Source organism: Hymenobacter baengnokdamensis (assembly GCF_008728635.1).
GTDB classification, from domain to species: Bacteria; Bacteroidota; Bacteroidia; order Cytophagales; family Hymenobacteraceae; genus Hymenobacter; species Hymenobacter baengnokdamensis.
The window spans coordinates 3,805,093-3,818,196 of record NZ_CP044285.1 but is presented as its reverse complement, the minus strand read 5'-3'; the positions used below and the strand labels follow the sequence as shown (position 1 = coordinate 3,818,196).

The following is a 13,104-nucleotide window of genomic DNA, read 5'->3' as shown; positions in this document are numbered from 1 at the left end:
TAATGCTTGTAAAGTAGGGTTAATAAAATGAGTTGGCGCATATTAATAAAAATGCAAGAGCACGCAGAGTTGCAACTCGGTTGTGGCGAGCACATTAGCCAGGTGCTCACCGAAAGACATTTCGTTTCTGTTCGTTACCAGTACCTGAAAAATAGCTTCACATAGTTCACCTAGCTCATCCATAGTCAGTTCATAGGTTCCGTGGCCGATACTAAGCGAGCAGTCCATTAGTTGGCGTTTAGGGTCGCAACTGTTGTCTTTGCTTACTTGGTTGGCTAGCTGCTCGATGACCTGCGCTACCCGACTAATGCCTTGGGCAGTAGCGAAATAGACAGTAAAGGAATGGGCATGGTACGGCACTGTGTGCGTGCCATCGGCGTTCATACTGATACCTGCATCGCTGGAAGTAGTCAGGCTTTGGTATAAGCTGACGAGTTGGGCCAGGGCCAATGGGCGGTGAGCTATACAAGCCGAGTGGGCGGTGGTTAGCGCATTTATTTCCCATTCACCTAGTAGCATTTCGGCTACGGCAATTGAGGATGGGGTATAGGTCTCCATAAAATAAGGTGTAAAGACAGGTGTCAAAGGTGACGGCCTATCGCGCCAAACCGTGTCGTTTTCGGCGCGTATCCGAGTTTTATTTTGCGCCTTGTCCCTTCCTCCCGGCCCGCGCCGTTATTTTGCAGGTATGACGCCGACCGTCCCCCTCATTACCGATATCGCCCAGCTCGACCCCAGCCAGCGTTACACCTACGCCGACTACCTGAACTGGAAATTCACGGATGTGGTAGAACTCATTCGCGGCCGGGTGCTACGCAGGATGGCCGGCCCGGCCCGCGCCCATCAGCGGTGCTCCATGAATTTTAGCCGGCTGGTAGATACGTTTTTGCTGGGCAAAACCTGCCAGGTATTTGCGGCGCCCTTCGACGTGCGCCTGACTACGGGCGGGGCCAACGGCAACCAGCAGATACGTACCGTAGTGCAGCCCGACCTGTGCGTGGTCTGCGAGCCGGCCAAGCTCGACGCGCGGGGCTGCCTGGGGGCTCCCGACTGGATTATCGAAATCGTGTCGCCGGGCACCGCCATCCACGACACCCGCACCAAGTTTGACCTCTACGCCGAAAACGGGGTGGGCGAATACTGGATTGTATACCCCGGTGAGCAGAGCATTGCCGTTTTTGTGCTGCAAGCCGGCGAGTACCAGGCCGTAGGCGAATATTACGAGCCCGGCCTCGTGCCCAGCCACACGCTGCCCGAGATGGCCTTGCAATGGGCCGACGTATTTGCCGGCGTATAAGGGCGCGTCCGGGCGCTACCTAATGTCGTATGCTTAACTAAACTGCCATTCCCACTCAGTCCGCCGGTTTTACGTTCCCAAAACCCGTAAAATCCGTTTAAATCCGTATAATCCGTGATTTTATGAAGCTCTTCAAGTCTGCCGACCTTATCCGCAAAAGCAAGTATATCAGCCGCGACCTAAGCTGGCTGCGCTTCAACTACCGGGTGCTCGACCAGGCCAAGGACCCCAGCCGCTCGCTGTTCGACAAGCTGCGCTTCCTGAGCATTACCAGCTCGAACCTCGACGAGTTCTTTATGATTCGGGTGGGCTCGCTCTACAATTACCTCGACTATGGTAAGGAGCGCGTCGATTACTCGGGTCTGCGCGAGCTGCCGTTCCGGCGCAAGCTGCTCGACTTTGCCCACCGCTTCGTCAACGACCAGTCGCTGACGTACTTAAACGAGCTGAAGCCGCAGTTTGAGAAGAATGGCTTCAGCATCCGGCGGATGGAGGAGCTGACCGAGATTGAGCTGAAAAAGGTGGAAGGCTACTTCAAAAACACCGTTTTTCCGCTGCTCACGCCGATGGTCTACGATTCGTACCACGGCTTCCCGCTCATCATGAACCAAGTGCTGACCTTTGGCGTGGTGACCCGCGAAAGTGCGGCCGGCGAGGTAGCTAACCTGGTAACGACCCCGGACGTGGAAAAGGGCCAGGAGCGCCTGACCTTTGTGCAGATTCCACAAAACCTGACGCGGTTTTTTGAAATCACGCGCAAAGACCGGGCGGTGTTCGTGCCCATCGAGGAAATCGTGCGGGCCAACCTGCCCAAGCTCTTCCGCAACGTCGATATCCTGTCGGCCGACCTGTTCCGCATCACGCGAAACGGAGATTTTACATTAGAAGAATCAGAAGATATAGATACTGATTTTATTAAAGAAATTCAAATCGGCCTCAAAACCCGCAAGCGCGGCCGGGTAGTGCGCGTGGAGGTCGAGCCCGACGCTTCGCCCTACCTGATGAACATCCTGCGTGAGCGCTGGAATATCGATAACGGCAACATCTTCGTGATTCCGGTGCTGCTGGATATGAAGGGCTTGAACCAGATTCTGCGCTACCCCAGCTTCCGGGGTAAGGGCGCCAAACTGCCTTCCCCGGTGCTGCCGCTGAGCTTGCCCGAAGGGGCAGAGGAAAACATGTTCGAGTATCTCAAGCACCATGATGTGCTGCTGCACCACCCCTACAACTCTATCGAGCCGGTGGTGCGCCTGCTGGAGCGCGCTGCTGAAGACCCGCAGGTGCTGGGTATTAAGCAAACAATATATAGGTTGGCCGAAGATTCGCGCGTGACGGCTGCTCTGCTCAAAGCGGCCGAAAACGGCAAGCACGTCTCGGTGCTGTTTGAGGTGAAGGCCCGCTTCGACGAGGAGCGCAACATCCGGGAAGGGGCGCGGCTCGAAAAAGCCGGCTGCTTCGTCATCTACGGCGTAGGTAAGTACAAGACCCACACCAAGATGCTGATGATTATCCGCAAGGAAGGCGAGAAGGTGACGCGCTACGTGCACATCGGCTCGGGCAACTACAACGAGCAAACGTCGCGCCTCTACACCGACCTGAGTATGCTCACTACGAACGATACCTACGGCCACGATGTATCGGAATTCTTTAATGTAATTACCGGCCACTCGCAGCCCGACGACTACGAGTACCTCATCACGGCTCCGCGCGATATGCGCCAGCAGCTTATTCACCTGGTGCGCGAAGAAGCTAAGAATGCCAAAAAAGGCCTGCCGAGCGGTATCGTGATGAAGATGAACTCCTTGGAAGACCGGGAGCTAATCGACGAGTTTTACAAGGCCAGCAAGGCCGGTGTGCCCATTCGGTTTATCGTGCGCGGCATCTGCTGCCTGCGGCCGGGGCGGCCCGGCCTGAGCGAGAATATTGAGGTGAAGAGTATCGTGGGCGAGTACCTGGAGCACGCCCGCCTGTTCTACTTCCACCACGGCGGCGAGGCCAAGCTCTACGCCGGCTCGGCCGATGCCATGGTGCGCTCGTTCGACCGCCGCATCGAGGCGCTGTTTCTGATTGTGAACCCGCAGCTGCGCCGTGAGGCAATTAATATCTTGCAGCTCAACCTGCTGGATACCCAGAACAGCTACACCATGCGCGAGGATGGCGCCTACATCTGCCAGCGCCCGGCCCCCGGCGAGCCGGCCATCAACATTCACCGCGACTTTTACCGCCGCCCCGACGAGGCGCAGCTTACCAATGCTACGCCCGAAGGCCTGCTGGCGCTGCTACACGAGCAAACGGCCCGCCGCCTGCAGGTAGCCGCTGAGGAAGCCGCCGCCGCCGAATCCTTGGCCGCCGCCCCGGTGCTGGAAGCTGAAGGCGACGACGATTTTGGCCAGGGAACCGCGCTTCTGGAAATTGCCGTGGAAAACGAAGCCGATATTACCGCTACGGTGGTTGATGAGGGGTAAGATAGTCCGCGCAAAGCAGGGGCGGGGAGGGCCGCCCCTGCTCTATAAAGGCCACTCAGGCTTACTGGATAGGACTATTTTCCACGTCGGCTACGGGCAGGCTGCTGGGGTGCGCGCTGGGGCTGATTTCGTCAAAATACTGCTCAAACAGGGCCTGCATCATGCCATCTTTCAGGCCAATGTCGGGCACTAGCATGCTGCTCACGCCGGCCCACTCCATGGCCGAGAGGTAGATGTGGCCGGCGGGCACAATCACGTCGGCGCGGTCGGGGTTGAGCATGGCCACGTTTACGCGCTCGTTCATGCTCAGGCCGCCTAAGCGGTCGAGCAGCGCCTGCACGCTGCGGCGCGTGATGGGCCGGTTGGGCGAAGCCGGCGACATGCTGTAAAGCTTGTTGATGTTGCCGCCCGTGCCGATGGCCCGCGTGACGTGGTAGCGGCGGGCATTTTCGCGCACCCAGACTTCCATGCGCTGCCACAGGCCATTCATCTCGTCTACCGAGCGGCCGCTTTCTTCCTGCTGCATCCGGCGGATGGAGCCAATCTCGAACGACTGCGCGGCCACCTTGCGGCGGGCGTGGTAAATGTTGAACTCGGTGCTGCCGCCGCCCACGTCGATGTGCAGGTAGTGGCGGTTGTCTTCGAGCAGGTGCTCGATTACGCGGTTGATGTAGGCCGCTTCGGCCTGACCATCAATTACCTGGATGTCAAGCCCTAGCTCGTGCTTTACGCGCGCGGCCACGGCCGCGCCGTTGCGGGCTGTCCGCATGGCCGAGGTAGCGCAAATGAGGTGGTGCGGCACCTCGTGCACCTCCATCAGCAACTTAAGGGCGTGCAGAAACTTGACGAACTTATCGGCCTTGGCCGGCGGAATCTCGCCGGTGGCAAATACGTCTTCGCCCAGCCGCAGCGGGTAGCGCACGTACTCGACGCGCTTGAGGCGGTAGCGACCCTCAAAAAACAAGACTGCCGAAATCTGGCAGCGTACGGCGTTGGAGCCAATATCGATGGCGGCGAGCTTGGTTAGCTGATACTCCATCGTGCAAAGGTAGGCGGCCGGTTTGCGCCGGGGCGCTAGTTTTCGTCATTAATCAGGTTCACGACCAGCGTAGCCATCACGTCTTTGTCTTCGGGACGGCTTTCGGCAATGAGCAGCGTGAGCGCAACGAGCGCGTTGTCGGCTAGCCGCCGCGACCCGTCGGGGCGGTATAGGCACTTGTTGCGGTCGAGGAAGTACACGAAGAGAAAAGCGGCGATACGCTTATTACCATCTGAAAAAGAATGGTTTTTCACTACGAAATACAACAGGTTGGCCGCTTTCTCCTCCACGCTGGGGTAGAGGTCCTGCCCACCAAAGCTCTGGTAGATAGTGCGCACCGAGCTTTCAAACGACCGGTCCTTCTCGCGCCCAAACAGCTCGGAGCCCCCAAACTGCACGCGTAGCGTATCAATAGCCTGCATGGCCGCCTCATACGTCAGCTCAAAGCCGGCCCCCGGTGCTGCTACGGTATCGCGGGCTACCAGCAGGCGCTGGTGGTCATACTGGTCGAGCACGTCGAGCGCACGGGCATAGTCGCCGAGCAGGCGCAGCAGCGCATTCGATTGGTCGGCGCTTAGCTCCTGGTTGGCAGCTACTTCGGCTTGCAGCTGCACCAGCCGCTTCAGGTCGGCCAGCTGGCGGGCGCTTTCGCGCAGGCGGTTCTCGTTCAGCACGTAGCCTTGCACAAGGTACTGGCGCAGCACCTGCGTGGCCCACTGGCGAAAGCTGGTGCCACGCTTAGACTTGACCCGGTAGCCAACTGAAATAATAACGTCCAGGTTGTAGTACTTGATGACGTACTCCCGGCCATCCGGAACAACTGTCAAGGATTCCTTGACAGATGCCGATTCGCTTAGTTCACCTTCCCGAAAGAGGTTGCGAATATGTAAGCTAACGTTCTGTTTGGTAGTGTCAAACAGCTCGCTCATCTGCGCCTGCGTCAGCCACACGGTATCGTGGTCGAGCTGCACGTCGAGCTGAATTTGCCCATCGGGCGTTTGGTAGAGCAGAACGTCCGGCGTAGCGGTGGGCAGCATGGCGGTGCAAGTGGTGAAGCAGCAAAGCTAACCAGCCCACAGGCAATATGAAATATACTACCGGTTGCCTATTAAAATACTTCTCCCAGGTTCAGCGATATACCGTGCGAGCCATCGAAGCCGAAGCCATAATCGATAGCGAGGTTGGTGCGCGAGGCTTTGTTGAGGTTGAGGCGCAGGCCAGCCCCTACGGCAGGCACTACCTTTTCAAAAGTGCCATCCTGCACCTGGCCTCTCACCACGCTTAGCTCCGTCACACTCTGGGCATTGGCGAAGACCACCCCGCCCAGCAGGCTGTTGTGGGTGATACCGAAGCGGTACTCAGCTTCGCTATACAGCAGATTTTTGCCCCGAAAGCGGCCCTGGATAAAGCCGCGGCCCAGGTTGCTGTACGTATCCCAGCCGGTAGCGGGAAGGTCGAGAAAGGGCGGGTTGCCGGTGAGCGTAAAGGCGCTGTACGACCACAGCGCCAGGATATTGGGTGAGCTGGGGGAAGGATGCAGGTAGAGGCGCGCATCGAGCAGGACCGACTGGTAGTTGGTATCGCTGCCCAGGGCCTTAAAGTTGGGCCGAAACTGCGCATTGAGGTAGTAGCCGCTCTGCGGATTGATGGCATTGGCCCGGCCGTCGTGCAGCACGCTAATAACCGGGCCGGAGGAGATAGAGCGCCCCGATACGCCGTAGCTGTACCGAGAAATGGTAGTGACCTCGCGCCGGGTATTGCGGCTCACGATGCTCCAGTGGTCGTCGAGCTGATAGCCCAGGCCGATGTACCAGTTGGGCACGATGCGCCGGAAGGCAGTTTGGTAAAACCGCAGGTACTCATAGTCCATCGACACCACGCCCCCGGTGGTGGAAGTGAACATGCCCAGGCCGTAAGTGCTTTGTGGGTAGTGCATTACCCGCCAGTCGCCCACGAAGTTCCACGCGTTGTTGGGGGCCCACAACGAAGAGGTGAGCGTGAAGATAAGCTGGTCGTTGAGGGTATATTCAGCCGCGCCCACTACGGTTGAGACGTTGGCCTGGGGCCGCTGGTAAGCCAGGTTAACGGCCAGCTCGGCCACCCCGCCGGTTTGCTGCGAGTAGCCTACCACCGGCACCAGCAGCAGCATATGGCGGCCCCGCTGCAAGCCCAGCGAATCGTGGGCCGGAATGCGAGAATATAGTTTATGACCTATATCGGCCACGTCGAGCGGGGCCGGTGCGCTGGCCGGGTGCAGGCTGGGCGGGGTTGTGGTTTGGGCGTGGGCCAGGGCAGCAGCCAGGCATAGGCCGAGCCACCAGCCGCCGGCGGCGAGCCGGCTCCATAGCCAGGATGAGGAGAAACCAGACAAAGGGGTAGTACGCAAGCAGCTGCCAGGGAAGCTCAACCGAAAAAAACTTGGTTGCCTAACCCAGGCCATAGACTCAAAAGTAGGTCAAAGGTTTCAACGCCAAACTGCCGCCTGAAGTCTATCAACGGCCTAACACCATCGAGCAGTAAAGAAATTCGCTGGCACGACTTGTTTCAAACTATTTATCGAGGCGAAAGCCCAGCCCAAACTGCACAAGGCTGTTTTCGTCCGATACCTGATAGGAGATGGAAAGCGCCAGCGTTTCGACTACCGGTGAGAGGTAGACGCCGCCGCCGTAGCCCGCGTGCCAGCCGCCCGGCGAGCTGCCCTGATAATACACGCGGCCCTGGTCGTAGAAGCCAAACACGCCGTAATAAAAAGGCAGAAAGTGATTTTTGCTTTGGCCCAGCGCCAGGCGCAGCTCTGTGTTGTAGTAGAGGCTGGCATCGCCGGTGAAGCGGTTGCGGTAGTAGCCGCGCAGGTTTTCGGCCAGGCCCAGGCTGGTTAGCTTATAAAACGGAATAGCCGAATCGGGCCCATAGTTTTTGGCCCCGCCGCCCTTTAGGGCCAGGGTAACCGGGACGCCCAGCCGTGCCGTACCATAATATTCGGCAAATCCCTGGGTGAGGCCGAAGTTTTGCCTGGCACCACTGAGCTGCTGGTACGAATCGTGGCGCACGAGCAGGCGCACCCCGCGCTGGGCAAAGGTCTTGCGGTTGCGCAGGTCGAGGTCGAAAAGCGCGTTCAGCCCCACAAGGCGCTGGAAGTCGGCATTGGGGCGCGGGTTGTCGGTGCCGGGCTGTAGCTGCCGCAGGTCCTGGGCCAGCTGGCTGCTGGCAGCATAGTCGGCCGTATAATACTCGTAGCTTGGCCCGATGCGGAACACGCTGCGCTGCAAGAACACGCGCTCAGCAAAGGCGTTGAGGATAAAGCCTTTGTAGCGGGCGCGGTAGTAGTTGGCATTGTATAGGTCCTGACTTTTTTGGCTATTATTGCCGATGCCGAAAAAATTATAGAACGGAAAATAATTGCCGTAGCTGCCCTGGGCTCCGATGTCGACCTTGCCAATGGCGTAGCGGTGGCGGGTGCTGCCCGTAAGCTGAAACTGCCCGCCGGTGGAGGCTTGCAAGTCGAAATCGTAGCGGGTCTTATAATCGGGCTTGCGAAATCCCTGGCGCACAAAGCCCACGCCGAGGCTCAGGCCAAAGCCATCGTTGCGGTTATAAAACAGCCCGGCGCGTGGCGCATAGCTATTAAACTCAAATGCTTCGCGGTTATACTGGTTTACGTCGGGGCGGGCCGAGCGGCGGTCGTCGGTTTCGGGGCCGGCAGCCAGCTCGGTATCGGGCGTGTCGTACACCTTGGTGAGGGTGCGCAGGCCGGCTGCCCGCGAATCATCGACAATCTTATCCTTGCCCGCGCCGCCAATTACGCGCACCACGATGCTGTGCCGCCCGCCCTGGCCGGTTAGCTGGAAGATATCCTGGCCATCGAGGCCATACAGCGCGATTTCTTTGGTTTCGCGCGGCTCAAAGGTGCGGTCAAACAAGGCTGGGCCGCTGGGCGTATCGGTAGCGCCTTTGCGGGCAAATTCCTGCACCCGTACGCTGCCATCGCTCAGGCGCTCAACCCTGAAAACCTCGGCCTTATTGGAGCCTACTACCTCGACCCGGCTGGCCAGCAGCAGGTAGTAGCGGTCTACCGCTTTTGGCAATTCCCGGATGCGCTGCTTGAGCTTGCGGTTTATCTCCTGGCCCGAAATCGGCTGAATCTCAGCCGGCAGCGTGGCCGTAGCCTCGTCGATGACGGCCGGCGTAAGCTGGGCTTGGATATACTGGGCGGCGGCTTGCCAATCCTGCCGCGTGAGACTCTGCAGCAGAAAGCGGTCGAGGTGGCGGGCGGGCCAGTTCAGGCTTTTCATATCGCCAAAGTGGTCCCCAAAATCTTCGATGCTGGGCACGGCCCACTCGCGGTTGGCCAGGTAGGTAAGCAGGCCGTCCCATTTCGTAAACGCCTGGTCGCGGTCGCGCGGGATGGGCCGGTACAGGGTGCCCTGGCCTTTTCCCTGGTCGTAGCCGGCCCATTTCCAGTTGTCTTCGTGCTTGCCAAAGTCGGCTACCAGCATATCAAAGACGCGGGCGCGGGCCAGCGCCCGCGCGTCCACGCGGTTGTCGTGGTCTTTATAGAGCTTGCGAAAAAAGCTGTAGCTGCGCGTCACCTCATCAGCTTTGCCGAAGCCCGGCAGATTAGGCTTTGGGTCTACCGGCCGGTCTTCGAGGGTGCCGAGCAGGCCGGCGTACTCCTGGCGGTAGGGGCCGAGCTCGTTGTTGTCGGGCAGCCGAAACAGGCGCGGCCGGGCGTGCAGAATATCGGTGTGGTCGAGCAGCGCGCTGATAGGCAGGTTGGAATACGGGTTGGCCGTGGCCGTAATATCCTTGAGAATGTCTGACACAAAAGAGCGCTGCAGCTCGGGCGGCAAAATGCCCGTGACGTCTTTATCTACCGAGCGAAAAACATACTCCGCCGAATCGGCCGCGATGAGCTTGAGCGAGGTCGTCTGGCGGCCGCCGCCCCGGCCGAAGGGCCGCAGACCGCCCTTCTCAGTTGTGAGACTCAGCGTCGGCACCCTGACTGGCTGGAGCCACGACGTACGATACAGCGGCCCGATAAAAAAGCGCTTGAGTTTGCCAGCCTGGTATTCGGGCCCCGGCACTACGGTCGTAACGGCCTCAAACGGCGCTGCCGGCTTGCGCTCGGCGGGCGTTTTGGCTATGCCGGGGCACTCGGTAATAAAGGAGTTGACGGGGGCCTGGTCGCCGGTATCATCGGCGCAGGGCGAGCGAAACAGCGTGGTAGCAAAGGCTGCTTGTGCCGGCTCCGCTGCGCTGCCAAAGGTGTAGAAACGGCTTTTCACCGTGCCGTCGGCGTAGTAGTCGAGGACCGCGTACCCTTGCGCGTTTTTGTTATATAATGATTGTTTATTGCTTCCTACGTGCTGGCTCCTGACAAAGCTGCCGGCCACAAGGTGGTAGCTGCCCTGAAAGGGCGTCAGCTGGAGCGAGTAGTCGTGGGCTGCCGCATATACTACGCCGGGGTTGGTGCGCAAGGCATTGCTGAGCAGCTCTTTGCGCAGCTCCTGGTAGCGCGGGTTGGCAAGGTCGCGGGGGGTGCCCACGTTCTGGCGGTAGGCGGCGTACACGGTACCCAGCACGGGCGGAGCCAGGTGGCGGCTCAGGGGCTCGTGGCCGCCATACACGCCATTGCTGACGACGGGGTGGTGGCCCACCAGCAGCAGGTTTTTACCTTTGGTATCGTCAATAATATCCTGTACCTGCTCGCGAAACTCCTCCTTGGTCAGGGTTTTACAGTCGGTATCGGGCGCTTCGGGGCGGTCGTAGGGATGCGTAAACCACGGCGTGTTGAGAGCCACAAGGCGCACCAGCGGCGCGATGTCTACTACCTCGGGGCCGGGGCAGCCGTTGGTGGGCACAAAAGCATTTTGGCCGGGCAGCTGCTTTTCAATATATTTTTCGAGCCGGCGCACGGCTTTCAGGCCCGTGCGGCCCGAGTTGGCCCAGTCCTTGTCGCCGGGCACGAAGTAGATTTTACCCAGCGGTAAGCCCTTCACCAGGTTGATAAAGGCATCGGCGCGGGCCATTTCCTGCTGCGAAAGCGTAGTATCCTTTTTAGAGGCCAGGCCCTCATTGCCCACTATATCGCCCAGGTGTACTACCGTAAACGGTGTTTTTTGCTGGGCCAGCACCTGGCGCAACTGTTGGAGGCGGGCAGCCGGCAAAGGGCCTTGTGCGGTATTGCCCAGCAGAAAAACCGTGTGGGCCGGGGCTATAGTCTGAGCAGAAGCAGCGGAAATTGTTAGCCCTAAGGCGGCCAGCCAGCTAAGGAAAAGTAAGCGCATACGTGAAGGATTAGTGTAGCGCTTACGTAGAAATAAGCCGGCTGTTGGGAGTAGCTGCTACCGGCCCGGTTCCGGCACGCCAAGCTGGCTGAGCTGCCTGGCATATCTCTCATAAATAACCCGCAGGTCGGCATTGTGCCGGGCGGCATCGACGCCCTGGCTGGTATTGTGGGCATGAAAGCGGTGCAGGTGGCTGTAGTGCGGGCACACCACGGGCAGGTGCCCGGCCAGCAAAAAGCGCACGTAGAGGTCCAGGTCTTCGGCCATGGCCAGCTCGGCGTCGTAGCCGCCTACCTCATCAAGTAGTGCCTTGGTGTAGCACACGTTGCCCTGAATGAAGTGCTCGGCCCGGAAAATGGCCTGCAGCATGGCCGTGGGCGAGTCGAACTGCCAGGCGTAATAGTCTTCGCCGGGCAGGTAGCGGCCGTGCTCATCCACGCGCAAAAAATCGGCTACCAGCCAGGGGCGGTCGGGATTGGCCGCAATCTGGGCGGCGTAGTGGTAGAGGGTGCGCTGCAGCAGCAGGTCGTCGTCGTCGAGGGGCACAAGCCAGGCGTGGGCCGGGGCCTGCGCGCTCAGCTGATTGCGGGCAAAGCCGGGCCGGCAACGGGCCGCATCGTGCCAGTGGCGCAGCGGCGGGCCGGGCTGCGCGGCTGCCTCGCGCAGGTAGGCGGCGGTGCCATCGTGCGAGCCATTGTCATAGAGCAGGTGCTCAAACGAGAAATCGAGGGGGGCGCTGATGCTGGCGCGCACGCTGGCTACGGTTTCGGGCAGCAGGTTGTGGCGCTGGTGGGTGGGGGTGATAACGGAAAAATGCATAGCTGCTTCTTTCGGGATGCGGGGCCGAAAAGTTGCGCCCGCGCCGCCCCTGGGTGTAATGAGCCGACCGGCCGCCGCGATTAAAAGCTGAACGGCGGGGCGCGGGCGTACCTTTAAGGAGCAGGCGCCTGGAACCCGCCAGCCGGCTACTCTTTTCCTACTTTCCTCCCGCCTTATGCTGCTTATCTTTCTGGGTGTTATCGTGCTAATCGTGGGCCTCAATGCCAGCCGCTATTCTGATAGCTTTGGGCGGTGGCGCGGGATGTTGCTGCTGCTGGGCGGCGGGCTGCTGCTGCTGGGCGTGGCCTCCAGCACAATAGTGCAGGTGGGCGTGGGCCAAGTGGGCGTGCAAACGCTGTTTGGGCAGGTGCAGCGCCGGGTGCTGCCGCCCGGCCTGAGCGTGGTAAACCCGCTGGTAGATATTACCCGCTTCGATACCCGCACCCAGAACTATACCATGTCGGCGGTGAAGAACGAGGGGCAGCAGGCCGGCGACGATGCCATCCGGGTGCTGTCGGCCGATGGGCTGGAGGTCGTTATCGACCTGACCGTGCTCTACCACGTGGTGCCCGAGCAGGCGCCGCGCATCCTCGAAACCATCGGGGAGGACTACCAGGAGAAAATCGTACGGGCCATCTCGCGCACCCGCATCCGCGACAACGCCGTGTACTACGACGCGGTGGCGCTGTACTCGACCCGGCGCGAGGAGTTTCAGGCCCGCATTCTGGCGGCCATCGAGAAGGATTTCCGGGCCAACGGCCTGCGCCTCGACCAGCTGCTGATTCGCAACATCCAGCTGCCGCAGTCGGTGAAGGCCAGCATCGAAAGCAAGATTTCGGCCGAGCAGGATGCCCAGAAAATGCAGTTCGTGCTGCAAAAGGAAAAGCAGGAAGCCGAGCGTAAGCGCGTGGAGGCCCAGGGTATTGCCGACTACCAGCGCATCGTGAACACCGAGCTCAGCGACAAACTCTTGCAGTACGAAAGCATCAAGGCCCAGCAGGCCATCGCGCTCTCGCCCAATGCCAAAGTCATCATCATGGGCAAGGGCAACGGGGCGCAGCTGATGATTGGCGACAAGTAGGGGGCTTCAAGTCAAAAAAGAACGTCATGCTCATCTGGCGTCCGCTTGTCGAAGCATCTCTACCGCGCCGCTAGGTTCGTTCGGTAGAGATGCTTCGACAAGCGGACGCCAGATGA

9 protein-coding genes are annotated in these 13,104 nt (G+C 59.8%); 3 read left to right on the top strand and 6 right to left on the bottom strand.

The window, feature by feature from the left end:
- Nucleotides 1–42: 42 nt before the first annotated feature.
- A complete protein-coding gene (locus F6X24_RS16345; RefSeq protein ID WP_151089029.1) occupies nucleotides 43–558 on the bottom strand; it encodes a hypothetical protein in 516 nt (171 codons plus the stop codon).
- A gap of 130 nt (nucleotides 559–688) precedes the next feature.
- On the opposite strand from F6X24_RS16345, the gene F6X24_RS16340 reads away from it, so the two are divergent.
- Nucleotides 689–1,297, top strand: a complete 609-nt coding sequence (locus F6X24_RS16340; protein ID WP_151089028.1) for a Uma2 family endonuclease — start codon at nucleotides 689–691, stop codon at nucleotides 1,295–1,297.
- 122 nt (nucleotides 1,298–1,419) lie between these two features.
- Nucleotides 1,420–3,762 (top strand): polyphosphate kinase 1, encoded by a 2,343-nt coding sequence (ppk1, locus tag F6X24_RS16335; RefSeq protein ID WP_229725174.1) that lies wholly within the window; start codon nucleotides 1,420–1,422, stop codon nucleotides 3,760–3,762.
- A 61-nt stretch (nucleotides 3,763–3,823) separates the two neighbouring features.
- Here ppk1 and F6X24_RS16330 read toward each other — a convergent pair whose 3' ends face one another.
- The 5 genes from F6X24_RS16330 to F6X24_RS16310 all read right to left on the bottom strand — a co-directional run bounded on the left by F6X24_RS16330 (nucleotide 3,824) and on the right by F6X24_RS16310 (nucleotide 11,907).
- Nucleotides 3,824–4,801 (bottom strand): Ppx/GppA phosphatase family protein, encoded by a 978-nt coding sequence (locus tag F6X24_RS16330; protein WP_151089027.1) that lies wholly within the window; start codon nucleotides 4,799–4,801, stop codon nucleotides 3,824–3,826.
- 35 nt (nucleotides 4,802–4,836) lie between these two features.
- Entirely contained in the window at nucleotides 4,837–5,838 is a 1,002-nt protein-coding gene (gene rhuM / locus F6X24_RS16325) for a virulence protein RhuM/Fic/DOC family protein (protein WP_151089026.1), read from the bottom strand.
- A 71-nt stretch (nucleotides 5,839–5,909) separates the two neighbouring features.
- Complete coding sequence (locus F6X24_RS16320; RefSeq protein ID WP_191906359.1) at nucleotides 5,910–7,172, bottom strand: BamA/TamA family outer membrane protein; 1,263 nt, start codon at nucleotides 7,170–7,172, stop codon at nucleotides 5,910–5,912.
- 178 nt (nucleotides 7,173–7,350) lie between these two features.
- Nucleotides 7,351–11,088 carry a hypothetical protein gene (locus F6X24_RS16315; protein WP_151089024.1) on the bottom strand — a complete coding sequence of 1,246 codons (3,738 nt, stop codon included), beginning with the start codon at nucleotides 11,086–11,088 and terminating at the stop codon, nucleotides 7,351–7,353.
- 57 nt (nucleotides 11,089–11,145) lie between these two features.
- Nucleotides 11,146–11,907: a glycosyltransferase family 2 protein gene (locus F6X24_RS16310; protein WP_151089023.1), complete on the bottom strand. Its 762-nt coding sequence runs from the start codon at nucleotides 11,905–11,907 to the stop codon at nucleotides 11,146–11,148.
- 175 nt (nucleotides 11,908–12,082) lie between these two features.
- Here F6X24_RS16310 and F6X24_RS16305 point away from each other — a divergent pair, with 175 nt between their 5' ends.
- On the top strand, nucleotides 12,083–12,988 hold the full coding sequence (locus tag F6X24_RS16305) for a prohibitin family protein (protein WP_151089022.1): 906 nt from the start codon (nucleotides 12,083–12,085) through the stop codon (nucleotides 12,986–12,988).
- Nucleotides 12,989–13,104 lie beyond the last annotated feature (116 nt).

Excerpts from the sequence above, each read along its gene's own strand:
- F6X24_RS16345 (WP_151089029.1), bottom strand. The coding sequence starts at position 558 with ATGGAGACCTATACCCCATCCTCAATTGCCGTAGCCGAAATGCTACTA.
- F6X24_RS16340 (WP_151089028.1), top strand. The coding sequence starts at position 689 with ATGACGCCGACCGTCCCCCTCATTACCGATATCGCCCAGCTCGACCCC.
- ppk1 (WP_229725174.1), top strand. The coding sequence starts at position 1,420 with ATGAAGCTCTTCAAGTCTGCCGACCTTATCCGCAAAAGCAAGTATATC.
- F6X24_RS16330 (WP_151089027.1), bottom strand. The coding sequence starts at position 4,801 with ATGGAGTATCAGCTAACCAAGCTCGCCGCCATCGATATTGGCTCCAAC.
- rhuM (WP_151089026.1), bottom strand. The coding sequence starts at position 5,838 with ATGCTGCCCACCGCTACGCCGGACGTTCTGCTCTACCAAACGCCCGAT.
- F6X24_RS16315 (WP_151089024.1), bottom strand. The coding sequence starts at position 11,088 with ATGCGCTTACTTTTCCTTAGCTGGCTGGCCGCCTTAGGGCTAACAATT.
- F6X24_RS16310 (WP_151089023.1), bottom strand. The coding sequence starts at position 11,907 with ATGCATTTTTCCGTTATCACCCCCACCCACCAGCGCCACAACCTGCTG.
- F6X24_RS16305 (WP_151089022.1), top strand. The coding sequence starts at position 12,083 with ATGCTGCTTATCTTTCTGGGTGTTATCGTGCTAATCGTGGGCCTCAAT.